General features: G+C 65.4%; 23 protein-coding genes. 16 read left to right on the top strand and 7 right to left on the bottom strand.

Features of this window, described 5'->3' with window-relative positions:
* Window positions 1-24: 24 nt before the first annotated feature.
* Together purN and FFS68_RS09960 are read left to right on the top strand one after the other, a co-directional pair.
* Entirely contained in the window at window positions 25-972 is a 948-nt protein-coding gene (gene purN / locus FFS68_RS09965; RefSeq protein ID WP_137753036.1) for a phosphoribosylglycinamide formyltransferase, read from the top strand.
* Window positions 973-984: 12 nt separating this feature from the next.
* The gene (locus FFS68_RS09960) at window positions 985-1,602 is read left to right on the top strand and encodes a hypothetical protein (protein ID WP_137753035.1); all 618 of its coding nucleotides are present in this window, start codon (window positions 985-987) and stop codon (window positions 1,600-1,602) included.
* Window positions 1,603-1,734: 132 nt separating this feature from the next.
* Here the strand turns inward: FFS68_RS09960 and ndk are convergent, their stop codons facing one another.
* Window positions 1,735-2,157: a nucleoside-diphosphate kinase gene (ndk, locus tag FFS68_RS09955; RefSeq protein WP_037518700.1), complete on the bottom strand. Its 423-nt coding sequence runs from the start codon at window positions 2,155-2,157 to the stop codon at window positions 1,735-1,737.
* 153 nt (window positions 2,158-2,310) lie between these two features.
* Here ndk and FFS68_RS09950 point away from each other — a divergent pair, with 153 nt between their 5' ends.
* Window positions 2,311-2,955, top strand: a complete 645-nt coding sequence (locus tag FFS68_RS09950) for a hypothetical protein (RefSeq protein WP_171003813.1) — start codon at window positions 2,311-2,313, stop codon at window positions 2,953-2,955.
* Here FFS68_RS09950 and FFS68_RS09945 read toward each other — a convergent pair.
* Together FFS68_RS09945 and FFS68_RS09940 are read right to left on the bottom strand one after the other, a co-directional pair.
* Window positions 2,952-3,401 (bottom strand): DNA polymerase III subunit chi, encoded by a 450-nt coding sequence (locus FFS68_RS09945; protein WP_137753033.1) that lies wholly within the window; start codon window positions 3,399-3,401, stop codon window positions 2,952-2,954. The two genes, FFS68_RS09950 and FFS68_RS09945, sit on opposite strands and share 4 nt — an antisense overlap.
* Window positions 3,402-3,413: 12 nt before the next feature.
* Entirely contained in the window at window positions 3,414-4,883 is a 1,470-nt protein-coding gene (locus FFS68_RS09940) for a leucyl aminopeptidase (RefSeq protein WP_137753032.1), read from the bottom strand.
* Window positions 4,884-5,014: 131 nt separating this feature from the next.
* Between FFS68_RS09940 and lptD the strand changes: the two genes are divergently transcribed.
* From lptD to rsmA, 4 genes are all read left to right on the top strand, one after another.
* Window positions 5,015-7,318: an LPS assembly protein LptD gene (lptD, locus tag FFS68_RS09935; RefSeq protein WP_137753031.1), complete on the top strand. Its 2,304-nt coding sequence runs from the start codon at window positions 5,015-5,017 to the stop codon at window positions 7,316-7,318.
* A gap of 134 nt (window positions 7,319-7,452) precedes the next feature.
* Window positions 7,453-8,793, top strand: a complete 1,341-nt coding sequence (locus tag FFS68_RS09930) for a peptidylprolyl isomerase (protein ID WP_137753030.1) — start codon at window positions 7,453-7,455, stop codon at window positions 8,791-8,793.
* Window positions 8,794-8,802: 9 nt separating this feature from the next.
* A complete protein-coding gene (pdxA, locus tag FFS68_RS09925) occupies window positions 8,803-9,822 on the top strand; it encodes a 4-hydroxythreonine-4-phosphate dehydrogenase PdxA (protein WP_137753029.1) in 1,020 nt (339 codons plus the stop codon).
* Window positions 9,819-10,658, top strand: a complete 840-nt coding sequence (gene rsmA / locus FFS68_RS09920) for a 16S rRNA (adenine(1518)-N(6)/adenine(1519)-N(6))-dimethyltransferase RsmA (RefSeq protein WP_249340116.1) — start codon at window positions 9,819-9,821, stop codon at window positions 10,656-10,658. The genes pdxA and rsmA overlap by 4 nt, the downstream gene beginning before the upstream one ends.
* Before the next feature lie 189 nt (window positions 10,659-10,847).
* On the opposite strand, the gene FFS68_RS09915 is transcribed toward rsmA, so the two are convergent.
* From FFS68_RS09915 to guaB, 3 genes are all read right to left on the bottom strand, one after another.
* Window positions 10,848-11,396, bottom strand: a complete 549-nt coding sequence (locus FFS68_RS09915) for a tetratricopeptide repeat protein (protein ID WP_249340115.1) — start codon at window positions 11,394-11,396, stop codon at window positions 10,848-10,850.
* A gap of 10 nt (window positions 11,397-11,406) precedes the next feature.
* Window positions 11,407-12,597, bottom strand: a complete 1,191-nt coding sequence (locus FFS68_RS09910) for an RsmB/NOP family class I SAM-dependent RNA methyltransferase (RefSeq protein ID WP_137753028.1) — start codon at window positions 12,595-12,597, stop codon at window positions 11,407-11,409.
* Window positions 12,598-12,716: 119 nt separating this feature from the next.
* The gene (gene guaB, locus FFS68_RS09905) at window positions 12,717-14,174 is read right to left on the bottom strand and encodes an IMP dehydrogenase (RefSeq protein ID WP_137753027.1); all 1,458 of its coding nucleotides are present in this window, start codon (window positions 14,172-14,174) and stop codon (window positions 12,717-12,719) included.
* 268 nt (window positions 14,175-14,442) lie between these two features.
* On the opposite strand from guaB, the gene FFS68_RS17880 reads away from it, so the two are divergent.
* The 9 genes from FFS68_RS17880 (at window position 14,443) to FFS68_RS09865 (ending at window position 22,823) form a co-directional block, all read left to right on the top strand.
* Entirely contained in the window at window positions 14,443-14,580 is a 138-nt protein-coding gene (locus FFS68_RS17880; protein WP_171003812.1) for a hypothetical protein, read from the top strand.
* A 27-nt stretch (window positions 14,581-14,607) separates the two neighbouring features.
* Window positions 14,608-15,693, top strand: a complete 1,086-nt coding sequence (gene ugpC / locus FFS68_RS09900; RefSeq protein WP_137753026.1) for a sn-glycerol-3-phosphate ABC transporter ATP-binding protein UgpC — start codon at window positions 14,608-14,610, stop codon at window positions 15,691-15,693.
* Between the two features lie 117 nt (window positions 15,694-15,810).
* Entirely contained in the window at window positions 15,811-16,854 is a 1,044-nt protein-coding gene (locus FFS68_RS09895; protein ID WP_137753025.1) for a LacI family DNA-binding transcriptional regulator, read from the top strand.
* 16 nt (window positions 16,855-16,870) lie between these two features.
* Window positions 16,871-18,139, top strand: coding sequence for an extracellular solute-binding protein (locus tag FFS68_RS09890; RefSeq protein ID WP_137753024.1), 1,269 nt, complete (start codon window positions 16,871-16,873; stop codon window positions 18,137-18,139).
* Window positions 18,136-19,032, top strand: coding sequence for a sugar ABC transporter permease (locus FFS68_RS09885; RefSeq protein WP_171003811.1), 897 nt, complete (start codon window positions 18,136-18,138; stop codon window positions 19,030-19,032). Before FFS68_RS09890 ends, FFS68_RS09885 begins: the two co-directional genes overlap by 4 nt.
* Window positions 19,029-19,844 carry a carbohydrate ABC transporter permease gene (locus tag FFS68_RS09880; protein WP_171003810.1) on the top strand — a complete coding sequence of 272 codons (816 nt, stop codon included), beginning with the start codon at window positions 19,029-19,031 and terminating at the stop codon, window positions 19,842-19,844. Before FFS68_RS09885 ends, FFS68_RS09880 begins: the two co-directional genes overlap by 4 nt.
* 23 nt (window positions 19,845-19,867) lie before the next feature.
* Window positions 19,868-20,620 carry a PHB depolymerase family esterase gene (locus FFS68_RS09875; protein WP_171003809.1) on the top strand — a complete coding sequence of 251 codons (753 nt, stop codon included), beginning with the start codon at window positions 19,868-19,870 and terminating at the stop codon, window positions 20,618-20,620.
* Window positions 20,617-21,963, top strand: coding sequence for a GH1 family beta-glucosidase (locus FFS68_RS09870; RefSeq protein ID WP_137753022.1), 1,347 nt, complete (start codon window positions 20,617-20,619; stop codon window positions 21,961-21,963). The genes FFS68_RS09875 and FFS68_RS09870 overlap by 4 nt, the downstream gene beginning before the upstream one ends.
* Window positions 21,960-22,823 carry an endonuclease/exonuclease/phosphatase family protein gene (locus FFS68_RS09865; protein ID WP_137753021.1) on the top strand — a complete coding sequence of 288 codons (864 nt, stop codon included), beginning with the start codon at window positions 21,960-21,962 and terminating at the stop codon, window positions 22,821-22,823. Before FFS68_RS09870 ends, FFS68_RS09865 begins: the two co-directional genes overlap by 4 nt.
* Here the strand turns inward: FFS68_RS09865 and FFS68_RS09860 are convergent, their stop codons facing one another.
* A complete protein-coding gene (locus FFS68_RS09860) occupies window positions 22,824-24,317 on the bottom strand; it encodes a glucoamylase family protein (protein ID WP_137753020.1) in 1,494 nt (497 codons plus the stop codon). It abuts the gene before it with no gap.
* Window positions 24,318-24,372: the final 55 nt, after the last annotated feature.

Raw genomic sequence — 24,372 nt, 5'->3', positions numbered from 1 at the left:
CCTCCCGCAAGCGGGAGGGGAGAAGTGAAAGCGAAAGTCGCCGTCCTGATTTCGGGCGCTGGCACCAATATGGCGGCGCTGCTCTATGCCGCGAAAGCCGACACCTGCCCCTATGAGATCGTGCTGGTCGCCAGCAACAATCCGGACGCGCCGGGCCTGACCATTGCCGCAGCCGAAGGCATCGCGACCTGGAGCCTGTCGCACAAGGGCATGAACCGCGACGCCTTCGACGCGCTGGTCGATGCCCGGTTGCGCGACGCCAAGACCGATTTCGTCGCGCTCGCGGGCTATATGCGGATCCTGAGCGACGATTTCGTCGCGCGCTGGACGGGCAAGATGCTCAACATCCACCCCAGCCTGCTGCCGCTCTACAAGGGGCTCGACACCCAACAGCGAGCGATCGACGCGGGCGACAAGTTTGGCGGTTGCAGCGTCCATATCGTCACCCCCGGCGTCGATGATGGCCCGGTGCTGGCGCAGACGCCGGTCGCGATCCTGCCCGGCGACACCGTCGAGACACTGGCGGCGCGGGTGCGGATTGCCGAGCATCAGCTGTATCCGCCAACGCTTGCCGCTTTCGTGACGCGCGAGCGTTCGCCCGATTACCTGATCGACCGCGTCCGCGAGCTTGCAATGGCACTGCCCGAGGCCGACGAGGTCACGTCGCACGGCATGCCGTGCTTCGGCATCGTGAAGGGAAAGAAATTCGCCTATTTCACCGAGGATCATCATGGCGACGGCAAAATCGCGCTGCTGGTCAAGATCAGCGGCGCTGACGAACAGGCGGCGTTGATCGAGATGGACGAGGATCGCTATTACCGCCCCGCCTATTTCGGCGACGGCTGGATCGGCATCCGGCTTGACCTGGGCGACACCGACTGGGACGCGATCGGCGACTGGCTGCGCAAGAGCTGGCTCGCGGTGGCACCGCGGAAGCTGGCGGGGCTGATGGGGGCTGCGGAGGAATTTTAGCAGGGGGAACCAATGGACGACCCGATTGCAATAGTGTCGCTCGTCGTCGCGATGCTCGGCGTAATCTTCACTTGGCGAAAATTTCGTGAGGATTCCCTCCGTCGTGGCGAAGTGCTGACTTGGGCAAACGAGGCCATCGATTGCCTTGAAGGCCTCGTCATAATCTGCATTCTTATGAGGCAGAAGGATTTCGAAACCGAATGCCGCAACAGGCTGATCGCCATTACCTTTAATAGCGCAGCGCTGATCGAAAAAGGTCGGATATTCTTCAAAAACCAGAAATCCGGAAGTTTTGGCCACCACAAAATGCCAGCCTATCGCGGCCTGCGACCGCTAGTTCTCGATCCGCTGGTCGCAGCTCACCAGATTTCGGTACGGCTATTGTCTGGCGAGGCTCGCTCAATAAATGCATTGCAATGTTTAGCTGAAGACGGTGTTAAATCCTTCGTATCATTGATCCAGAAGGAAATTGGGCGTGACAGAACGGCATCGCGAGTTGCTCAGAGGGGTGGTGCCGGATTCAATCTGGACGTATCAATCAGCAAGATTGCGCCTGATCGGATAGCACGAATCGAAGAGCTATCGTCTCGCGACCTGAAGCGCTACCGGACGGATCCTCCACCTCTCTAAGCGGCGAACTAAGCCAAAAAAGGCCGTCGGAGTGATCCGGCGGCCTTTCTATAACCGTCGCCCCCGCGAAAGCGGGGGCCGTAGCGTTAGGCGGCTTGCGGCCCCCGCCTTCGCGGGGGCGACGCGTATTGATTAACCGACGATTTCTTCGGGCTTGAAGAAGTACGCGATTTCGATCGCTGCGTTCTCATCGCTGTCGCTGCCGTGCACCGTGTTCGCTTCGATGCTTTCGGCCAGTTCCTTGCGGATCGTGCCGGGGGCGGCGTCCTTGGGGTTGGTGGCGCCCATGATGTCGCGGTTCGCCTGCATGGCGTTTTCGCCTTCCAGAACCTGGACGACGACCGGGCCGCTGATCATGAAATCAACGAGTTCGCCGAAAAAGGGGCGTTCCTTGTGGACCGCATAAAAGCCTTCGGCCTGCTCGCGGCTCATGTGGATGCGCTTCGACGCGACGACGCGCAGGCCGGCGTCTTCCAGCATCTTGGTGACGGCGCCGGTGATGTTGCGGCGCGTGGCATCGGGCTTGATGATCGAAAAGGTGCGAGTGACCGCCATGGGGGAAGCTCCTGTGTTATTATGGTCTGCGATGGGCGCGCCTCTAGCGGCGCTTTTGCGCCGCCGCAAGGTCGGAGCGCAGCGCCTCTACCTCCAAATTGCCGATCGGGTGGGCCGCATTCATGCTATGTTGCGGGCAAGAGGGGACCATCTATGCCCAACGACCGGCTTGACCGAATGACCCGCCGCGCCTTCGCGGGCTCGGCGCTCGCGGCTTCGATGGCGTTGACGGGCGGCGCGAAGGCGGCGGAGGCGATGCTGCGCCCGACCGTGCCGGGCGACCTTGGCCCCTTCTATCCGATCGAACGCCCGGCCGACGACGACGCCGACCTTACGTGGATCAAGGGCCATGCCAAACGCGCCGTCGGCAATGTGATCGAGGTTAGCGGGCGCATCCTCGACCGGCGGGGCAATCCGGTGCAGGGCGCGATCCTTGAAGTCTGGCAGGCGAATGCTGCTGGCCGTTATGCCCATGCCAACGACATCGCCACCGCGCCGCTCGATCCCAACTTTCAAGGCTATGCGCAGATTCGCACCGGCGCGGGCGGCGATTGGCGGATGATCACGATCAAGCCCGCCGCCTATGACTCGCCGATCGGGCGGCGGACGCCGCACATCCATTTCGACGTGCGCGGGAAAAGCCAGCGGCTGGTCACCCAGATGTATTTTTCGGACGACGGGGCGAGCAATGCCGCCGATACGCTGTACAAGGGGCTTGGCGACGGGGCGGCCACCGCCGTTGCAAAGCTCGACAACGCGGCGAAATATCGCTGGGACGTCGTGCTGATGGACGCCTAAGGCCCTTCCGACCAGCGGCCGCGGTCGTCCTGTTTCCAGAAGCGGTTGTCGACATCCTCGCGCGCCGAAAGCGTCCGCCAGGTCGCGCGGGCATCGTCGATGCGGCTGTTGTCGAACAGCAAAAAGGCGCGATCGAACCCCAGCGCCGCGTCACGCCATTCGCCGTCGGCGAGTGCGATCAGCCGGGCGTGATTGGGCGGCGCGGGGTCGAGCGTTCCCGCAATCAGGATCGGTTCGATGGCTTCATCGGGCGACCCTGCAGCGCCGTGCGGCAGAAAGCTCGCGGGGGTGAGCGTCCACAACGCCTCGTCGATCGCCTGCCGCTGCATCGCCGGAGCGGCGACGATCAGCAACCGGTCGCCCGCCCCCAATATGCGCGCCGCGATGACGGGGAGCACCCGTTCGACCGGGTCGCGGGTCAGCCGGTAAAAATCGACGCGCGGCATGCTCCCCGGCCCTTAACCCTCGTGGTTTTCGGCGATGTAGCGGTCGAGCAGACGGACGCCATAGCCGGTCGCGCCTTTGGCCCACACCGGACCGTCCTTGTCGGCCCACGCCATGCCGGCGATGTCGAGATGCGCCCAGGTGACGCCTTCGTCGACATAGCGTTTCAGGAACTGCGCCGCAGTGATCGAACCGCCTTCGCGCGGGCCGATATTCTTCATGTCGGCGATCGGGCTGTCGATCAGCTTGTCGTAGGCCGCCGACAGCGGGAAACGCCACAGCTTGTTGTTGCTGGTCTCGCCCGCCGCGATCAGCTTGTCCGCCAGCACATCGTCATTGGCGAAGATGCCCGCATATTCATGCCCGAGCGAGATGACCATCGCGCCGGTCAGCGTCGCGAGGTCGACGATGACCTTGGGCGAATACATCTTTTGTGCCCAAGTGATCGCATCGCACAGCACCAGCCGTCCCTCGGCATCGGTGTTGAGTACCTCGACGGTCTGGCCCGACATGGTGGTGACGATATCGCCGGGACGCATCGCATTGCCGTCGGGCATGTTCTCGACGAGCCCGACGACGCCGACGACGTTCGCCTTCGCCTTGCGCCCGGCGATTGCCTTCATCGCGCCGGCGACGGCGCCCGCGCCGCCCATGTCCCATTTCATCATGTCCATGCCGGGTCCGGGCTTCAGGCTGATGCCGCCGGTGTCGAACGTCACGCCCTTGCCGATGAACACCACCGGCTTGTCGCCGTCCTTGCCGCCGTTCCAGCGCATCGCGAGCAGCCGCGGCGGACGGGTCGAGCCCTGCGCGACGCCGAGCAGCGCGCCCATGCCGAGCGCCTTCATCTGGCGTTCGTCGAGCACTTCGATTTCGACGCCGAGCTCGGCGAGGTGCTGACAGCGTTCGACGAAGCTCTCGGGGTAGAGGATGTTCGGCGGCTCGGCGACGAGCGTCTGGGTCAGCGCCACGCCGTCGGCGATCGCTTCATTCGCGGCCCAGCGGACCGACAGGTCGCGATGCGGCGACGCGATGGTCAGCGTCTTGAGGCTCGGCTTGGCGGTGTCGGCCAGCCGGGTGCGATAGGTGTCGATGCGCCAGTTGCGCAGCTTGGCGCCCATCGCGAACGCCAGCACATCGTCTTCATCGACCACGCCCGCGCTCGCAAAATCGACATGGACCGCCGCGGCGCCGCTGGTCTGCAGCCGTCCGGTCAGCGCGCCGCCCGCACGCTCCAGATCATGCACCGTGCCTTCGCCGATCCCGACCAGCAGCAAACGCAGGACGCGGCCGCCATCGACCGCCGCCGTCTCGGCGATGCCGCCCGCCGCGCCTTCAAACCGTGCCTGTGCCGCAGCGCCGCCGAGCAGTGCGCCGTGTGGCTCGCCCAGCGCCTGGACAAAGGCGTTCAGCTCGCCCTTGCGGACCGGAAAAGCGACGGCGTCGGCAGACGCATCGATTTGCGCGACAAAGTGAATATCCATTCGGTAAGTCTCTCATGCGATGATTGATTGCAGCGTGCGGGACCGATAGGGGTTTCGCTTGCGAGTTGCAAAAACAAAGCAGCCGGTCCAACCCGGGCGGACGCGACAAATATGTGGGACAAAGTGATTAAATGAGCTGGGCTTTGTTCCGACAGGCGCACCGATCGCCGCCGCTGTGGCTGGCAACGGCAAGCGGTTTTGCGCTGCTTGCCAGTCCCGCGGTCGCGCAGCAGGCCGACGAATCGCCCGCCGCGCAGGAGGTTGCGGGCGAACCCGATTTCCAGACCCCCGACGTCGCGCCGGTCACCACCGACGCCCCCGCGGTCGCCGCCGAAGATCAGGTCGGCTTTGCCGCCGACAACCTTAATTACGACAGCGATACCGAAGTTGTGGTTGCCGAGGGCAATGTCGCGATGAACCGCGAGGCGATTTCGATGCGCGCCGACAAGGTCACCTGGAACCGCAAGACCGGTCAGGTCTTTGCCGAGGGCAATGTCGCGATCAAAAGCCCCGAAGGCGATACCGCTTATGGCGACCGCATCGAGCTGACCGACAGTTTGCGCGACGGGGTGGTCGAAAATCTGCTCGTCGTGCTCGACAACGGGTCGCGGCTCGCCGCGGTCAAGGGAACCCGGTTCGAGAATGGCAATATCGAGCTGGAAAATGCCGCCTATACCCCCTGCCCGGTCGAGGATGCCGAGGGGTGCCCCAAAAACCCAAGCTGGCAGATCCGCGCCGTCCGCGTCACCTATGACCGGGCGAACAACAAGATCCGTTACAAAGGCGCGCGGGTCGAGCTTTTCGGCCTGCCGCTGATCCCGCTGCCTGGGCTCAGCCATCCGGCGAACAGCGAGGCGGGCAGCGGGCTGCTCGTGCCCGAAATCCGCCTCGACCGCAGCAACGGCTTTGAAGTCGCGGTGCCCTATTATCTGCGCCTCGCGCCCGACCGCGACATCACGATCACCCCGCACCTCTACACCGGCGCAGCGCCGATGATCGAGGGCGAGTTCCGCGCCCTGACCGACATCGGCTCGTTCCGGATCAACGGCTATGCAACCTACAGCTCGCTGGTCCCGCTGACCGGCGAAGACCCCGACAGCCGCAAACGCTTTCGCGGCTATCTGGAGAGCGCCGGCAAGTTCCAGTTCGACCCGCGCTGGAGCCTCAGCTATTCGGGGCGGATCGCCACCGACCGCACCTTCATGCGCCGCTATGACATCAGCCGCGACGACCGGCTGCGCTCGACCTTCGAGCTCGAACGGATCGGCGGCAACAGCTATTTGTCGGTCGCCGGCTGGGCGACCCAGACGCTGCGCGCCAACGACGAACAGGGGCAACAGCCGATCGCGCTGCCGATCATCGATTATCGCCAGCGCTTTGCCGATCCGGTGCTGGGCGGTCAGGTCGAACTGCAGCTCAATACGCTGGCGATCGGTCGCACCGCGGGACAGGATACGCAGCGCGCCTTTGCCGGCGCGCGCTGGGATTTGCGCGGCCTGACGCGGTGGGGCCAGGAAGTCACCCTGACCGCCCTGGTCCGCGGCGACGTCTATCACAGCGATGAAAATCTGCTCACCACGATCCCGGGCTACCGCGGCAAGTCGGGATGGCAGGCGCGCGGGATCGCCGCGGTCGCCGCCGACATGCGCTGGCCGTTCGTCGGCGAATTTGCAGGCGGTACCCAGACGCTGACCCCGCGGGTCCAGATCGTCGCCACCCCGCCGATCAAGAATCTCGACATCCCGAACGAGGATTCACGCGCCTTTGACCTCGAGGACAGCAACCTGTTCGCCATCAACCGTTTCAACGGCTATGACCGGTTCGAGGACGGCGCGCGCATCACCTATGGCGTCGAATGGAATTACAGCCGCCCGGGGTTCAACATCAGCAGCAGCGTCGGGCAAAGCTATCGCCTGTCGGACAAACCCAGCCTGTTTCCCGACGGCACCGGGCTGACCGATCGCACCTCGGATGTCGTCGGGCGGACTACGATTGCCTATCGCGACTTCTTGCGCCTCACCCACCGCTACCGGCTCGACAAGGACAATCTGGCGATCCGCCGCAACGAATTCGACGCGACGATCGGCAGCCGCTCGACCTATGCCGTGCTCGGCTATTCGCGGCTCAACCGCGACATCTTGCTGCTCGGCGAGGATTTGCAGGACCGCGAAGAGGCGCGCGTCGGCGGCCGCGTCGCGATCGCGCAATATTGGTCGGTCTTTGGTTCGGCGATTGTCGACCTGACCCAGCAGAGTGACGACCCGCTCAGTTCCGCGGACGGGTTCGAGCCCATTCGCCATCGTCTTGGCATCGCCTATGACGACGACTGTCTGTCGATCGCGCTGACGTGGCGCCGCGACTATGCCGACACCGGTGATGCGCGGCGCGGCAACAGCTTTTCGTTCCGCGTTGCCTTCCGCAATCTCGGGTTCTGATCGTATCGCTCAGCCTAGGTTCAGCGTTCACGCGCTATCGGCAGGCCTGAAACGGTCAATATGGCGGATTGCGCTGGACCATCGGGCGTATCCGCTGATACGGAGCGTGCCACTAATTCTCGAATAGGGTGAAGATGACCAAATTTTCGACCATGATCGGCCTGATCGCCGTGGCCGCCGTCGGCATCACGCCGGTGCTGGCGCAGACCGTCAGCGACGACGAAGTCCCGACGACCAGCCTCAACATTCCCGGCAATGTCCAGATTTTCGGCGATGCCAAGAGCAACGTCTATCGCCCGTCGGCGACCGTGAACGGCGAGATCATCACCGCGACCGACATAGAGCAGCGGATGGCGTTGATCCGCATCGCCAACAACAATGTCGAGCTGCCGCCCGAGGAGCTCCAGCGACTGCGCAATCAGGTGTTCAGCAACCTGATCGACGAGAAATTGCAGATTCAGGAAGCCAAGGCGGCCGATATCACCATCGACGAAAATGTCGTCAACGATCAATTCGCTCGCCTCGCGACGCGCTTCAAGCAGACCCCCGACCAGTTTTCGGCGTATCTTGTCACCAAGGGTTCGTCGGCGGCGGCCGTAAAGCAGCAGATCCGCGGCGAATTTGCCTGGGACCGCCTGTTGTCGCGCAACATTCAATCGACGACCAACGTGTCCACCGACGAAGTCACCTCGGTGGTCCAGCGGCTGAACGATTCCAAGGGTCAGGACGAATTCCACCTTGGTGAAATCTATTTGTCGGCGCCGTCGGACAATGTCGCCGCGGTCACCGAAAATGCCCAGAAGATCATCCAGGCGTTGCAGGCGGGCGGCAGCTTTGCCGCCTATGCGCGCCAATTTTCCGAGGCATCGACCGCGGTCGTCGGCGGCGATCTGGGCTGGGTGAAACCCGGCCAGCTGCCCACATCGATGGCCGAGGCGGCGACCCAGATGCAGCCCGGTCAGCTGGTCGGGCCGATCCAGGTTCCCGGCGGCGTGTCGATCATGCTGATGATCGATCGGCGCCAAGTGCTGACCGCCGACCCGCGCGACGCCATCCTCAGCCTGAAGCAGATCTCGCTCGATTTCGCCGCCGGCACGACGCAGGCCCGCGCCTCCGAGCTGGCCGGCCAGTTTGCCGAAGCCACGCGCAACATCGCGGGTTGCGGCGGCGCCGATGCGGTTGCCGCGCAGCTGGGCGCGACGGTCGTGTCCCGCGACAACATCGAAATGCGCGCGCTGCCCGCGCCCCTGCAAAGTACGCTGATCAACCTGCAAATCGGGCAGACGACCCAGCCGTTCGGCGCCGCCAATGAGGGGGTGAGCGTCTTGGTGCTGTGCGGGCGTGACTTGCCGCAGACAGCAACCGCTCCCAATCTCGAGCAGATCGAGGCGCGCCTGCTGGAAGAAAAGGTCAACAAGCGGGCCCAGCGTTATCTGCGCGACCTGCGCCGGGATGCCGTGATCGAATATAGCTGAATATAGCCAATGCCGTATTCCGATCTTCGACAGCCGATCGCGGTCACCATGGGTGACCCGGCCGGTGTCGGACCCGAAGTCACCGCGCGCGCCTGGGCGGCGCGCCGCGAAAGCCATTTGCCGCCCTTTTTCGCGATTGGCGACGCGGCGGCGATCGCCGCTGTCTGGGACGGCCCGATCGCGCGGGTTGGCGACATCGACGAGGTCCAGCGGACCTTCGACGACGCCCTGCCCGTCTGGCATCTGGAAGACAGCGGGCCGCTGACCCCCGGCACGCCGACCGCGGCGGGCGCGACCTGCGCGCTCCACGCGCTCGAAACCGGCATCGGGCTGACCCGCAATCAGGCAAGTTCGGCGCTCGTCACCGGGTCGGTGTCGAAATTCGCGCTGCACGGCATCGGCTATACCCATCCGGGCCAGACCGAATTCATCGCCGAACGCTGCGGCGTGACCGCCACCAACGCGGTGATGATGCTGGCCGGGCCGTCGCTCCGCGTCGTTCCGCTCACCGTCCATATCCCGCTGATCGAAGTGTCCGAGCGACTGACGGTCGAATTGATCGTTGCCAAGGCGCGGATCGTCGTGCGCGGCCTGAAACGCGATTTCGGGATCGAAAACCCGCGCCTCGCGCTCGCCGGGCTCAATCCCCATGCCGGCGAGAGCGGCCAGCTCGGCAGCGAAGAAGACCGCATCATGGTGCCTGCGGTCGCGCAGCTTGCCGAAGAAGGCATCATCGTCGATGGCCCGCTCGCCGCCGACAGCCTGTTCGCGCCCGCCGTCCGCGCCCGCTATGACGCGCTGCTCTGTGCCTATCACGATCAGGCGCTGACCCCGTTCAAGGCACTGCATTTCCACGACGGGGTCAATCTGACCCTCGGCCTGCCGATCATCCGCACCTCGCCCGACCATGGCACCGCGTTCAACATCGCCGGGACCGCGCTGGCCGATCCCGGCCCGACGATCGCCGCGATCGCCATGGCCGCCAAACTGGCAACGGCGCGCGAGCGCAGCTGCGCCCCGGCCAAGTGAGCGCCCGCCCCGCGCCCCACCTGCCGCCGCTGCGCGAAACCGTGCGCGCGCATGGGCTCTCGGCCAGCAAGGCGCTGGGCCAGAATTTCCTGTTCGACGAACAATTGCTCGACCGCATCGCGGCGATCCCCGGCGATCTTGATGGTGCCACGGTGTTCGAGGTTGGTCCGGGCCCCGGCGGGCTGACCCGTGCGCTACTCCGCGCCGGGGCAAAGGTGATCGCGGTCGAGCGCGACGACCGCTGCCTGCCGCTCCTCGCCGAACTGGCCGAGGCGTTTCCGGGCCAGCTGACGGTGATCGCCGACGATGCCATGGCGGTCGATGTCGACGCGCTGACCGGCGGCGCGCCGTATCACATCGTCGCCAACCTGCCCTATAATGTCGGCACCGCATTGTTCACCCGCTGGCTCGAACCCGCCGAATGGCCGCCGCGCTGGTTATCGTTGACCCTGATGTTCCAGCAGGAGGTTGCCGAGCGTATCGTCGCGCCGGTCGATACGAGCGCTTACGGACGCCTCGCGGTGCTGGCGCAGTGGCGATCGACCGCGAAGATCGCGATGAAGGTCCACCGCTCGGCCTTTACCCCGCCGCCCAAGGTGATGTCGGCGATTGTCCATGTCGTTGCCGCGGATCAACCCGCCGGGGTCAATCCCAAGCTGCTGTCAAAGCTGACCGAAAAGGGGTTCGGCCAGCGGCGCAAGATGCTGCGGCAAAGCCTGAAGGGCGTCGAAGGCGCAGTCGCCGCGGTCGAGGTGCTGGGGATCGACCCGACCCGCCGCGCCGAAACGGTCAGCGTCGGAGAGTGGGTCACGCTGGCGCGGGCGTTGGGGGCGTAGGGTCGCGATCCTCCTCGTCATCCCGGACTTGATCCGGGATCCATCCGCCCTAGCAGCATAGCGCGGCGCAAGGGGTCTGGACCCCGGATCAAGCCTGTCCTGAGCGTGTCGAAGGGTCCGGGGTGACGAAGATAGGCTAGCAAACGACAGCTCCCCGCCCCAAAGCTGCCATCCGATTCTAGTCAGACCTTAATTCTGGCTCGTCGGGCTCACCGTCGCAACGACCGGTTTCGGCACCAGTGCCTCGGCAGCGACGACACGCTTCGATGCGCTCGACGAAATCGTCTTTTCCAGCGCGGCGACCTGCGGGCATTTGTCGCCGCACACGCGCTGCGCTTCGGCCAGCTTCTCGCGTGCCAGTTCGAGCGCGCCCTTGTCGGCCAGCGCTTCGCCCTGCCCGGTCAGCGCGACGATGTCATTCGGTTCGAGCACCAAGGCCTCGCGATACAGGCTGATCGCTTTGCCCGGCAGCCCTTGCGCGCGGGCGACCTGCGCCAGCGCGATAATCGCCGAACGGTTGCGCGGATCGGCGGCAAGCGCCGATTCATAGAGGTCGATTGCCAGGTTCAGATCGCCGGATTCCTGGGCCTTTTGCCCGTCCTGCTGGAGCACGACCGAGCGCGGGAAGATGTCGCTGTCGGCGCGCTGGGCATCGGATGCCGTGGGCAAACTGGCGAGGACAACCCCCGCGGCTAGAGCCAGAAAACCGACGCGCATCGCATTCTCCCATCTTTTCATTGGCAGGATGCTAACATGGCGCCGTCAGTCGCGCGAGAAAAAATCCGTCGCAGCGGTCATGCCCCGGGGTGAGCAGAAAACCGGCCCCCGCGGCGCGGCCGACGGCGTCCGGCAGATAGTCGGTATCGGCGGTCCAGCCGCGATGCTTGCCCAGAAAATCATCCACCTGTGTGCGCCCCTCGCGAGCGATGATCGAACACACCGCATAGAGGATTTTACCCCCCGGCGCCACCAGCGCCGCGCCGATGTCGAGCAGCTTTGCCTGATCGGCGACATGCCGATCGAGCCGCGCGGGGGTCGAGCGCCAGCGCAGTTCGGGGCTGCGCCGCCAGGTGCCGCTGCCCGAACAGGGGGCATCGACGATGACGCGGTCGGCCTTGTCCATCCGGTCGGCGAGCATCGCGCGCTCCTGTCCGGGGTTGAGCAGCAGCGTTTCGATCCCGGTTGCCCCGGCGCGGTGCGCGCGCGGCGCCAATTGTTGCAGCCGCGCGCGGTTGGTGTCGCAGGCGAGGATTGCGGCTTCGTCGTTCGTCGCCGAAGCGATGGCGAGCGACTTGCCGCCCGCGCCAGCGCACAGATCGATCACCACCTGTCCGGCTTCGGCGCCGAGCGCGGCGGCGGCATATTGGCTCGCCGCGTCCTGGACCTCGAATTGTCCCTCGGCATAGGCCGAATGCTGGACCGCCGCGGTTTCGCCCGGCAGGCGCCAGCCGTCGGCGAGACCGTCGATCGCTTCGCCGTCGGGAAAGATCATCGCCAGTTCGTCGCGGCTCGAGCGCAGGCGATTGGCGCGCAGGTCGAGCGGCGCGCGCACCAGCATGGCATCGCGCTCGGCCTTGCCAACCAGCGGGTCGAACAGCTTCATCAGCGCAGGGGTGGCGAGCCCGGTTTCAGCGCGCGGCTCGTCGGCGCCGATCGCGGCCGGGCCATAGGCGGCGCCGTCGAACAGCGCGGCCAGCTCCGGATCGGCGTCGGCGAGCGCAAGCATCGCGGCGCGGCCCGATGCGGGCGCCGAGCGCACGCGGCGGATCGCATCATAGACGAGTCCGCGGATCGCGCGGCGGTCCTTTGACCCGGCATAGCGGCGCGCGCGCATCGCCTCGGCAAAGATCGCGTCGGCGGGGGCACCACCGTCGCGAGCGGCGGCGGCAATGACGTCAAGGATCTCGATCGCGGTCTGGACGCGGGCAGCGGGGGTCATGATTTTATACCTTTGATCGTCATTGCGAGGAGCGAAGCGACGCGGCAATCCAGCGTAGCGGTAATCGCTCTGGATTGCTTCCCCCGGATCGAGCCCGGGGTCGCAACGACGAAGCGAATTTACCCCGCCGGATAGTTCGGCGCTTCGCGCGTGATCGAGACGTCGTGGACATGGCTTTCGCGCAGACCCGCGTTGGTGATCCGCACAAATTTGGCGCGGTCGCGGAAATCGGCGAGGGTGCGGCTGCCGGTATAGCCCATCGCCGCCTTTACCCCGCCGACCAGCTGGTGGATGACGTCCTTGGCGGCACCCTTGAACGGCACCTGCCCCTCGATCCCTTCGGGAACGAGTTTCATCTGGTCCTTGATGTCCTGCTGGAAATAGCGGTCGGCGCTGCCGCGCGCCATCGCGCCGACGCTGCCCATGCCGCGATAGCTTTTATAGGTGCGGCCCTGGAACAGAAAGCTCTCGCCCGGCGCCTCGGCGGTCCCGGCCAGCAGCGAGCCGACCATCACACACGACGCGCCCGCCGCCAGCGCCTTGGCGATGTCGCCCGAGGTGCGCAGGCCGCCGTCGGCGATGACCGGGATATTTTGCTTTGCCGCCTGCTCGACGCTGTCGAGGATCGCGGTCAGCTGTGGCACGCCCACCCCCGCGACGATGCGCGTCGTGCAGATCGAGCCGGGGCCGATACCGACCTTTACCCCGTCGGCGCCGGCGTCGATCAGCGCGCGGGTCGCATCGCCGGTCGCGACATTGCCCGCAAGGATCTGGACGCGGTTCGACAGCTTCTTGATGCGTTCGACGGTCTGAGCGACGAGTTTGCTGTGCCCATGCGCGGTGTCGACGACGATCAGGTCACACTCGGCTTCGAGCAGCGCCTCGGCGCGCTCGATCCCGGAATCGCCGGTGTTGGTCGCCGCGGCGACGCGCAGGCGGCCGCTACCGTCCTTGGTCGCATCGGGGAAATTGACCGCCTTTTCCATGTCCTTGACGGTGATCAGCCCGATGCAGCGATAATCATCATCGACGACCAGCAGCTTTTCGATGCGGCGCTGGTGCAGCAGCTTGCGCGCCTCGTCCTGCCCGACGCCGGGGCGCACGGTGGCCAGATTGTCGGCGGTCATCAGCTCGCGCACCGGCTGGCCCGGATTGTCGGCAAAGCGGACATCGCGGTGGGTCAGGATGCCGACCAGCTTGCCGCCGGTTTCAACCACCGGAATGCCCGAAATCCTGTGCTGGTCCATCAGCGCGGTGGCATAGGACAGCGGCGCGTCGGGGGTGATGGTGATCGGATTGACAATCATCCCGCTTTCAAAGCGCTTCACCTGCCGCACCGCGGCGGCCTGTTCCTCGACCGTCAGATTACGGTGGAGGACACCGATGCCGCCGATCTGCGCCATCAGGATCGCCATATCGGCCTCGGTCACCGTGTCCATCGCCGACGACAGGATCGGGATGTTCAGGCCGATCTCGCTGGTCAGGCGGGTCGACAGAATCGCGTCGCTAGGCAGGATCTCGGATGGGCCGGGCACCAGCAGCACATCGTCAAAGGTCAGACCGGTCGTGATTTCCATCGGGGCCACTTTCTGGTGCGGGCGGCGCCTGTCCCGCATTTCGGGGCGGCACGCGCGATTCGTTTGGTGGCGGCCCATGTAACCAGTCGGCCCCGCGCGCGCCAGTGGGCGGCGAATGATTATTTCGCGGCGTGAATTGCGGCGGGCGTCGGATGGCTCAAGCAGCGCGGCGCCCGCTCCGCCTATCTCACGATGTAACCGGTTGCATTGGTTCCGGCCTCTCGTTAGACCTTTGGCATAACATAAGAACGGCGTAGAGGATATCAGGATGGACGTACCCAGCCAGACGTCCGCCAGCAGTGGCGAACGATCGAATGCGATGGCGACCCCGATTGCGCGCTTCAGCCCGGCCACAGCTATCTTTCCGGCGCCGGCGATCATCGTCGTCGGCGCGACGGTCTACTGACGGCGATAACGGGGGATGACTTAAGCCATGGCGGGATTGTCGATCCGTGACGCGCGCAAGAACTTTGGCGAGACCGAGGTGCTGAAGGGCGTATCGATCGACGTCGCCGACGGCGAATTCACCGTGATCGTCGGGCCGTCGGGGTGCGGCAAATCGACCTTGCTGCGCGCAGTCGCCGGGCTGGAAGAGCTGACGAGCGGCCGCATCAGCATCGGCGACCGCGACGTCACCGACCTGCCGCCATCGGAGCGCGGCATCGCGATGGTCTTCCAATCCTACGCGCTGTACCCGCACCTGACCGTTCGCGAGAATATGGCGTTCGGGCTCAAGATCGCCAAGGCATCGAAGACGGAGATCGACGACGCGGTGCGCCGCGCCGCCGCTATCCTGCACATCGAGCCGCTGCTCGATCGCAAGCCCGCGGCCTTGTCCGGCGGTCAGCGCCAGCGCGTCGCGATCGGCCGCGCGATCGTCCGCCAGCCGCAGATTTTCCTGTTCGACGAACCGTTGTCGAACCTCGATGCCGATTTGCGCGTGCGGATGCGGTATGAGTTCGCCAGCCTGCACCGCCAGCTCGGCACGACGACGCTGTACGTCACCCACGATCAGGTCGAGGCGATGACGCTCGCCGACCGGATCATCGTGCTGCGCGATGGCATTATCGAACAGGTCGGCAGCCCGCGCGCGCTTTACGAAAGTCCCGCCAACATCTTCGTCGCCCAGTTTCTCGGCACCCCGCGCATGAACATTCTGGCGGCGGTCGTTGCCGATGATGGATCGGCCCAGCTGATCGATGGCGGCTGCGTCGCCCTGCCCCCGCTTGCGGCGCCGCTCGCGCCGGGCACGCCGGTGTCGGTCGGCATCCGGCCCGAAGATATCGAGATCGGCGCCGCGGCGGGCGCATTGCCCTTTACCATCACCTTCGTCGAGCGGCTCGGCGGCCTGGCTACCGTGCATCTGCAGGCAGCCGACGGCGGCGATCCCATCGCGTGTCAGCGGCGCGACGATGGCAGCCTGCGCGAGGGCGAAAAGGTCGTAGCGCTGTTGCCACCGGACCAGCTGCACCTGTTTGACGCCATAGGCCGCGCGATCCCCCGGGAGGCGCGCAAATGACCTTGCAATTTGTTTCTGTAACCGGTTACCTAGTTGCCGTTCCGTGTCCGCTATCCACCATCACAACGGCGTCGCAGCGGCGGGGTGGGACCATCGGACAATGAGGGGGCGAGCAGCATGACCACGTTGAGGGATGTCGCCCGCGAGGCGGGAGTTTCGGTCGCCACGGCATCACGCGCGATCAATGGCCACAGCAATGTCACCGCCCCGACCAAGGCCGCGGTGCTGGCGGCGGTGAAGAAGCTCAATTTCGTCCCCCACAGCGGCGCGCGCAGCCTGACCCGGCGCAAGACCGATACCGTCGGCGTCATCCTGCCCGACCTGTTCGGCGAATTCTTTTCGGAGATCATTCGCGGTATCGACCTGGTCGCGCATGAATCGGGCATGCACCTGCTGCTCGGGAACATGCACGGCAGCACGCACGAAACCGCCGCCGCCATCGCCGCAATGCGCGGGCGCGTCGACGGGTTGCTGGTGATGCCGCCCGACGTGAAGCCCGAATTGCTGTCGGGCTATCTTGACCCGGCGCTGCCGACGGTCCTGCTCAACTATGACGCGGGGTCGCTCGACCTGCCATTCGTCGCGGTCGACAATTATCACGGCGCCTATGCGATGACCGAAGCGCTGCTCGAACGCGGCGCGCAGCAGGTCGTCCATATCGCCGGCCCGAAACACAACCGCGACGCGCGCGACCGCCAGCGCGGCTTTGCCGACGCAATGGCGAAAATCGCCAAAGTGCAGAGCCCCGCGATCCTGCCCGGCGACTTTTCCGAGGAAAGCGGCGCACAGGCGGCGCGGCTGCTGGTGCAGGGGCGGCTGCCCGTCGACGCGGTCTTTGCCGCCAACGACCAGATGGCGGTGGGGCTGATCGCCGAACTCGCCGGATCGGGCGTGTCGGTGCCCGGCGACATCATGGTCGCCGGGTTCGATGATATCCCCCTCGCCCGCCACCTCAACCCCTCGCTGTCGACGATGCAGGTCAATATCGACCGACTGGGGTCGACCGCGATGATGATGCTGCTGCGTATCCTGCGCGGCGAAACGCTGGGCGCGGCGAGCGCGACGATCCTGACCCCGACGCTGGTCGCCCGCGGCACGACCGGCGGCGCAGTGGGCGTTGCGGCCAACGAGAAAACGCCGGTGGTCGGCGCACGCCCATGACCGATGGCGGCGCCCGATGCAGGTGACGCGGCGCCAGATGACGGGTGCGCTCGCGGCGCTGCCTCTGCTGCCGATGCTCGGCGGCTGCGGCGCGCGCAGCGACGACGGGTTGACGATCTGGGCAATGGGCAATGAGGCGGCGAGCCTGCCCGCGTTGCTGGCCAGCCTGGGGCGTCCTGGCGACGCGCCCAAGGTGAAGGTACAGCCGTTACCGTGGACCGCGGCGCACGAAAAATTGCTCACCGGGTTCGCCGGCAATTCGCTGCCCGCGATCGGCCAGGTCGGGAATAGCTGGATCGCCGAAATGGCCGCGATCGGCGCCATCGCCCCCGTCCCCGCGTCGGCGCGCGGCCTGCTCGACGACCAGTTCGCCGCCGTCGTCGATACCAACCGCATCGCGGGCCGGATTTGGGCGGTCCCCTGGTATGTCGACACCCGGCTGCAATTTTACCGCAAGGACTTGTTCGCGCGCGCCGGTTACGCTGCGCCGCCGCTCGACTGGGCGGGATGGAAAGCAGCGCTGCACAAGGTCAAGGCGCTGGCGGGCGACGGCAATTATGCCGTGCTGCTGCCGGTCAACGAATTCGAGCAGCTGCTGACCATCGCGCTTTCGGCGGGGGCACGGCTGCTGCGCGACGAGGGTGGGCGCGGCGCCTTTTCCGATCCCGAATTCAAGGCGGCGCTCGCCTTTTATAAATCGCTGTTCGACGAGAGACTGGCGCCGGTCGCTTCGGCGACGCAGATTTCGAACATCTGGAACGAGTTCGCGCGCGGATTTTTCAGCATTTTTCTGTCCGGGCCGTGGACGATCGGCGACATGAAGACGCGCCTGCCCGCCGCGATGCAAGCGCAATGGGGCACCGCTCCCAATCCCGGCCCCGCGGGGATCGGATCGGCAGCGCCCGGCGGATCGAGCCTGGTCGTGTTCACAGGCACCGAAGATCCCGATGCGGCGTGGGACGTCGTGACACGCCTGCTCGCGCCATCGGCACAGTTTAAATTTCACCAGCTGACCGGCGATCTTCCGGCGCGGCGCGCGGTGTGGCGGGGCGCCGGGCTGAGCAGCGACCCGGTGGTCGCCCCCTTCGCCACCCAGCTCGAGCGCGCCACCGCGCTGCCCAAGGTGCCCGAATGGGAACGCATCGTCACCGAAATGCAGGTCGTCGCCGAACGCATGGTGCGCGGCCAGTACAGCGTCGATGAAGCCGCAGCCGAGATCGACCGCCGCGCCGACCGTCTGCTCGAAAAGCGGCGCTGGATGCTGGACAAGGGCTTAGCACTATGAGCGCCGCGCGCCGCGTCAGCGAGGCTCGTGCCGGCTGGGCGATGTCGTCGCCGGCGCTCGCTGCGATCACATTGTTTTTCGTCTTCCCGGCGATCGCGTCGCTGTTCCTCAGCTTCACCGATTTCGACATCTACGCGCTCGCCAACCTCGATAATCTGCGCTTCGTCGGGTTTCAGAACTATGCGCGGCTGATCGAAAACCCACTGTTCTGGAAAGCGATGACGAACACCTTGCTGTTCGTGGCGCTGGGGGTGCCGTTCATCGTCGCGCTGTCGCTGTTCGCGGCGATGCTGGTCAATTCGCGCTGGCTGGCGTGGCGCCCGGCGTGGCGCGTCGCGCTGTTCGCGCCCTATGTGACGACGCTGGTCGCGACCGCCGTCGTGTGGCGCTACCTGCTCCACACCCGCTATGGCTTGGTCAATTATCTGCTGTCGCTGGTCGGGATCGCGCCGATCGACTGGCTGGGCAGCCCCAACGCCTCGCTGCCCGCGATCCTGATCTTTGTCGGGTGGAAGACCTTTGGCTATAATATGATCATCTTTCTCGCGGCGCTGCAGACCGTCCCGCGCGAACTCGACGAGGCGGCGCGGATCGACGGCGCGGGTTGGTGGACGCGGCTGCGCCACGTCACCCTGCCCGCGATCGCGCCGACCGTGCTGCTGGTGTCGGTGCTGACCGTTGCGGGCATGTTCCAGCTGTTCGCCGAACCCTATGTGATGACGCAGGGCGGCCCCGCCCAATCCACCGTCACCGTCCTCTACTTCATGTATGAAGAGGGCTTCAAATGGTGGAACCTGGGGTCGGGCGCGGCGGTCGCCTTCCTCCTCTTCCTGTGCATCCTGGCGCTGACACTCGTGCAGCTGCAGCTTGCCAAGCGGAGCGGCGCGATATGAGCCTGCGGCGCTGGTCGGTCACCCTGCTTGCAGCATTCGTTGCGCTGCTCACCACCGCGCCGCTGTTGTGGATGGTGTCGGTCAGCTTCATGGCGCCGGGCGAGGCGGCGCAATTTCCGCCGCCGCTGCTGCCCGCCGATCCGACCATGGCAAATTATCACACCTTGTTCGGCAGCTTTGGCATCGGACGCTTCCTCGCCAACAGCCTGCTCGTGTCGACGCTCGCGACGATCCTCGCGCTGATCTTTACCATCCCCGCGGGCTACGCCTTTGCCAAATTGCGCTTCAGGGGCCGCGACGCGACCTTTCGCCTGCTCGTCGCGGCGCTCGTCGTGCCGGGACAGATCGGGATGCTGCCGCTGTTCCTCGAACTCAAGGCGATGGGGCTGGTCAACAGCTATGCCGGTGCGCTCGTGCCATGGCTCGCGGGCATCTTCGGCATTTTCCTCGTCCGCCAATATTGCCTGTCGATCCCCGACGAAATGCTCGAGGCGGCGCGCATCGACGGCGCCAGCGAGGGCCAGATTTTGCGCCGCATCGTGCTGCCGATCCTGACCCCGATCATCGTCACGCTGGCGCTGTTCGTGTTCCTCGGCAGCTGGAACGATTTCATGTGGCCGCTGATCGTCCTCGCCGACCAGAATCTCTACACCCTGCCGGTCGCTCTCGCCGCGATGAGCCGCGAACATGTCCAGGATAATGAGCTGATGATGGCGGGCGCGGTCGTGACGACGCTGCCGGTGCTGATCCTCTTCCTCGCGCTCCAGCGCTTCTATCTGAGCGGTCTTTTGACGGGGAGCGTCAAGGGATGATCTTTTCAACCAAGGACAAGCGAATGACATACTGGACCGCGGCGCTGCTGGGCCTTGCCCTTGCCGCCGCCCCCGCAACTGCAAGGACGAAAATGCCCCCCATGGTCGAGGGGCAAACGCCCCAGTCGGCGATCGAGCCCGGCAGCTATCCCTTTCAGCTGTTCCTGCCGAAGGGTTATCTGGCCGACAAGGACAAGGCCTGGCCGCTGCTCATTTTCCTGCACGGCTCAGGCGAACGCGGCGACGATGTCGCCAAGGTCAAGGTCCACGGGCCGCCCAAGGTTGCCGACCGCGATCCCGCCTTTCCGTTCCTCACCGTCTCGCCGCTGCTCGGCGCCGATCAGGATTGGGAGATCGACAGGCTCGACAGGCTGGTCGACCATATCGCCAAAACCTATCGCGTCGATCCGGCGCGCGTCTATCTGACCGGGCTTAGCCGCGGCGGCCATGCGAGCTGGCGCTGGGCGATTGCCCAGCCGCGGCGCTTTGCCGCGGTCGCGCCGGTTGCCGGGCGCGGCGATCCCGGCGGCGCGTGCCGGTTGATGGACCTGCCCGTCTGGGCCTTTCACGGCGACCGCGACGATGTCGTCATTCCCGAAGGCAGCTTTACCATGGCGCGCGCGATCCGCGGCTGCGGCGGCCGCAAGGTCCGTCTGACCATCTATCCCGATCTGGGCCACAACAGCTGGGACCCCGCCTATGACGACCCGGCGCTCTACGCCTGGCTGCTCGAACACCGCCTCCCCACCCCAATGCCCACCAAGGACAAGAAATGACCCAAACTGTTTTCCCCGCCAATTTCCTGTGGGGCGCGGCAACCGCCGCCTATCAGATCGAGGGATCGCCGCTCGCCGACGGTGCGGGCGCCAGCATCTGGCAGCGGTTCAGTCACGATCCGCGCCTGATGGCGGTCAAGGGCGACACCGGCGATATCGCCTGCGATCATTATAACCGTATGCCCGCCGACGTCGCGCTGATGAAAGAACTGGGGCTCAAGGCCTATCGTTTCAGCGTCAACTGGGGGCGTGTGCTGCCCGAAGGGATCGGGCGGGTGAACGAACCCGGGCTCGATTTTTATGAGCGGCTCGTCGATGAATTGCTGAAGAATGACATCGAACCGCTGCTGACCCTCCACCATTGGGATTTGCCCGCCGCGCTCGACGACAAGGGCGGCTGGCTCAACCGCGACAGCGCCGACTGGTTCGCCGAGTACGGCTCGGTGATGTACCGCCGCCTCGACGGCCGCGTGAAGAAATGGGTGACGCTGAACGAACCATGGGTGATCACCGACGGCGGCTATCTCCACGGCGCGCTCGCCCCCGGCCATCGCAATCTGTTCGAGACGCCGATCGCCAGCCACAATCTGATGCGCGCGCACGGTCGCGCGGTGCAGGCCTATCGCAGCGACGGCGCGCACGAAATCGGGCTGGTTGTCAATATCGAGCCCAAATATCCGGCGAGCGACAGCGCCGAGGACATCGCCGCGACCGCGCGCGCGCACGCCTATATGAACCGCCAATATCTCGACCCGGCGCTGAAGGGGGCATACCCGGAAGAACTCGCCGAGGTGTTTGGCGAAGCCTGGCAGGACTGGTCTGCCGAGGATCTGAAAGACATCTGCCAGCCGGTCGATTTCATCGGGATCAACTATTATACCCGCAACGTGGTGAAGGCCGATCCCAACCAGTGGCCGGTCGGCGCCTCGCCGGTCAAACAAGTCGCGACCCACACCACGACCGAGTGGGAGGTTTATCCCCCCGCGCTGACCGACATGCTTGTCTGGTTCCGCGACACCTATGGCAACATCCCCGTCTATATCACCGAGAACGGCGCCGCTTTTTACGATCCGCCGACCGCCGGTCCCGATGGAATCGACGACCCGCTGCGCTGCGATTACCTGCGCACCCACATCGCGGCGATCGGCGATGCGATCAAACAGGGCGTCGATGTGCGCGGCTATATGGCGTGGTCGCTGCTCGACAATCTCGAATGGTCGTTGGGCTTTTCTAAGCGTTTCGGCATCGTCCATGTCGATTATCAAACGCAGGTTCGCACGCCCAAGCGCAGCGCGCGATTCTATAGCAGCGTGATCGCGGCGAACGGCGGCAACCTGGGATGAGGTTGCTGTTGATCCTGCTGGTGGCACTGTTCGCGCTGCCCGCGGCGGCGAAGGAACGCGCCGACCGCTACAGCGCGATGACATACAATATCCGGCTCGACATCGCGTCGGACGGCGACAATGCCTGGCCGCACCGGCGCACCGCGCTGACCGGCCTGGTCGCTTATTTTGCTCCCGATCTGGTCGGGATGCAGGAGGTGTTGCTGCACCAGAAACAGGCGGTCGAGGCCGACCTGCCCGGCTATCAATTCGTCGGCGTGGCGCGCGATGACGGCCGGGACAAGGGCGAGTTTTCGCCGCTCGGGTTCCGCCGCGACCGTTTCGCGCTGATCGCGTCGGGCACCTTTTGGCTGTCGCCGACGCCCGAGGTTCCCGGCAAAGGCTGGGATGCCGCTTACCCGCGCGTCGCAAGCTGGGCGCGGCTCAGGGACAAGACCGCGAAGCGCCACCTGCTCGTCGTGAACACGCATATGGACCATGTCGGCACCACCGCACGGCTGGAGGGCGCTCGACAAATCCGCCGCTGGATTGCAGGCCAGCGTCGGCCCGGCGAGACATTGGTGCTGATGGGCGATTTCAACAGCCCGACCGACAGTCCCGCTTTTGCGGCGATCGTCGAACCCGGCGCAGGAGCGCTGCGCGACACCCTGACGATCAGCCGCACGCCGCATTTCGGGCCGCTCGGCACCTTTACCGCGTTCAAGATCGACCAGGTCGCGCCCAGCCCGATCGACCATATTTTCGTGAGTGACGACGTCGCGGTGCTGCGCCACGCGACGCTGACCCAGCAGACCGGCGGCAAACTACCGTCGGACCATTATCCGGTGCTGACCGACCTGTGCGTCGGCAAGGGTTGCTGATTATTCGGCGGCTGCCGTTTTGAGCCAGCCGCCGGTAAAGCCGATGCGTTTCAGACCGCGGACGATGTGCGGGTTCTTGCGCATAACCTTCCACACGAAACCGCTGCGGTGATTTTCCATCATCGCCAGGATCGGTCCCTGGTCGATGCCCAGATGATCGCCCGCGACCCAGCCATGAACCGGATCGACCGTGCCGCTGCGCGACGCTGCATCGGTAAAGGTAAAGCTGGGGTTGAACGCATCCTTGAAACCGTAACGTGTATAGAGTTTGGCCCCATATTGGCTCCGCATCGCCATCAGCGCCGGAATCGTCACCTCGGGCGCGAAGGGGATCGAGCCGCCCGCCGCGGTCGGAACAATCGTCCCGTCATCGACGACGCGGATCGCGCTGGCGCCCCGCGCCATATAGCCGTTGAAGTCGCGCGCGGCGCCGTTCACGCTATATTTGCCCTGCGCATATCCCGGCCCGTCCGACGCGGTCCAGCCCCAGATGTCGGCACTATAGCCAGCCCATTTGTTCGGATTGTCGGCGCCGTAGGCGCGCTGCGCCAGCGTCGCGCGGCGGCTGTTCTCGAAATAATCGATACCCTTGCCGCGCATGAAGGCATCGCGAATACCGCGGAAGTCGATCCACACATGGCTGTATTGGTGCCCGAACAACGGCTCGAACTGCAGATGCTGCTGCCCGTAATAGGTGCCCCAGTCCTTTTCGAGGCGGGCGGCCCAGCCTTTGTCCCACGCGTCCTTGCCGACGGGATGCGTCGGCGATCCGAGCGCCAGCACATAGACCAGCATGCCCTCGTTATACCCGACCCAGTCGTGCGTCTCGAACCCCTTCTCGGGCTTCCACCCCATTGTGATCCCGTGCGAACCCGCCAGGTTGCGCGCCTCGGTTCCGGTGCGGTTCCGCTGGACAAAGGTCCAGTCGACGCGGGTGTAGATTTTCTCGGCCAGATCGCGAATCTCGGCCTCGACCGGGTCATTGCGGTCGTAATAGCTTTGCGCAAACAGCGCGCCGCCCAGAAACAGGCTGGTATCGACGGTCGACAGCTCGTTGGTCTTGTACCGCGTACCGTCGTCATTCTGCAGGAAATGATAGAAAAAGCCCTTGTAGCCGGTGTTCCCAGCAGCATCCGGCCCTTGCGGCGCGGTCCAGTAAAAGCGCAAACAGTCGCGGGTGCGCAGCGCCGCCTCGGCGCGCGTCACATAGCCGCGCTCCGCGCCGATGCCATAAGCAGTCAGCGCAAAGCCCGTGGCCGCGATCGACGAAAAGGGATTGCTGGGCCAACGATCGGGCGCCAGGCAGCGCCGGGTGTCGGTGGTGTCCCAGAAATAGCGGAAGGTCCGCTCGGTCAATTCTTCCGAAAACGCCGCTTCGCTGATCGGCGCCAGCGCGGGCGGCGACGCCGCAACCGTGGTGGGCACAGGGGTGGCGGTGCAAGCGGCGGTCAGCGCCACCAACGGCAGGGCCAGCGCCCCGATCCGGAACGACATTCGATACTCCAAAAATCAGGCGTCCGACCCACGGGAGGGGGGTGCGGGCCGGACG

The organism is Sphingopyxis sp. L1A2A (assembly GCF_005502465.1).
In the GTDB taxonomy this organism is placed as follows: Bacteria; Pseudomonadota; Alphaproteobacteria; order Sphingomonadales; family Sphingomonadaceae; genus Sphingopyxis.
Note: the sequence above shows the minus strand (reverse complement) of the source record. Positions and strands in the feature narration are given on the sequence as shown.

Coding starts and splice junctions, on each gene's coding strand:
- FFS68_RS09960 (WP_137753035.1), top strand. CDS start 985: ATGGACGACCCGATTGCAATAGTGTCGCTCGTCGTCGCGATGCTCGGC.
- ndk (WP_037518700.1), bottom strand. CDS start 2,157: ATGGCGGTCACTCGCACCTTTTCGATCATCAAGCCCGATGCCACGCGC.
- FFS68_RS09950 (WP_171003813.1), top strand. CDS start 2,311: ATGCCCAACGACCGGCTTGACCGAATGACCCGCCGCGCCTTCGCGGGC.
- FFS68_RS09945 (WP_137753033.1), bottom strand. CDS start 3,401: ATGCCGCGCGTCGATTTTTACCGGCTGACCCGCGACCCGGTCGAACGG.
- FFS68_RS09940 (WP_137753032.1), bottom strand. CDS start 4,883: ATGGATATTCACTTTGTCGCGCAAATCGATGCGTCTGCCGACGCCGTC.
- lptD (WP_137753031.1), top strand. CDS start 5,015: ATGAGCTGGGCTTTGTTCCGACAGGCGCACCGATCGCCGCCGCTGTGG.
- FFS68_RS09930 (WP_137753030.1), top strand. CDS start 7,453: ATGACCAAATTTTCGACCATGATCGGCCTGATCGCCGTGGCCGCCGTC.
- pdxA (WP_137753029.1), top strand. CDS start 8,803: ATGCCGTATTCCGATCTTCGACAGCCGATCGCGGTCACCATGGGTGAC.
- FFS68_RS09915 (WP_249340115.1), bottom strand. CDS start 11,396: ATGAAAAGATGGGAGAATGCGATGCGCGTCGGTTTTCTGGCTCTAGCC.
- FFS68_RS09910 (WP_137753028.1), bottom strand. CDS start 12,597: ATGACCCCCGCTGCCCGCGTCCAGACCGCGATCGAGATCCTTGACGTC.
- guaB (WP_137753027.1), bottom strand. CDS start 14,174: ATGGAAATCACGACCGGTCTGACCTTTGACGATGTGCTGCTGGTGCCC.
- FFS68_RS17880 (WP_171003812.1), top strand. CDS start 14,443: ATGGACGTACCCAGCCAGACGTCCGCCAGCAGTGGCGAACGATCGAAT.
- ugpC (WP_137753026.1), top strand. CDS start 14,608: ATGGCGGGATTGTCGATCCGTGACGCGCGCAAGAACTTTGGCGAGACC.
- FFS68_RS09895 (WP_137753025.1), top strand. CDS start 15,811: ATGACCACGTTGAGGGATGTCGCCCGCGAGGCGGGAGTTTCGGTCGCC.
- FFS68_RS09890 (WP_137753024.1), top strand. CDS start 16,871: ATGCAGGTGACGCGGCGCCAGATGACGGGTGCGCTCGCGGCGCTGCCT.
- FFS68_RS09885 (WP_171003811.1), top strand. CDS start 18,136: ATGAGCGCCGCGCGCCGCGTCAGCGAGGCTCGTGCCGGCTGGGCGATG.
- FFS68_RS09880 (WP_171003810.1), top strand. CDS start 19,029: ATGAGCCTGCGGCGCTGGTCGGTCACCCTGCTTGCAGCATTCGTTGCG.
- FFS68_RS09875 (WP_171003809.1), top strand. CDS start 19,868: ATGACATACTGGACCGCGGCGCTGCTGGGCCTTGCCCTTGCCGCCGCC.
- FFS68_RS09870 (WP_137753022.1), top strand. CDS start 20,617: ATGACCCAAACTGTTTTCCCCGCCAATTTCCTGTGGGGCGCGGCAACC.
- FFS68_RS09865 (WP_137753021.1), top strand. CDS start 21,960: ATGAGGTTGCTGTTGATCCTGCTGGTGGCACTGTTCGCGCTGCCCGCG.
- FFS68_RS09860 (WP_137753020.1), bottom strand. CDS start 24,317: ATGTCGTTCCGGATCGGGGCGCTGGCCCTGCCGTTGGTGGCGCTGACC.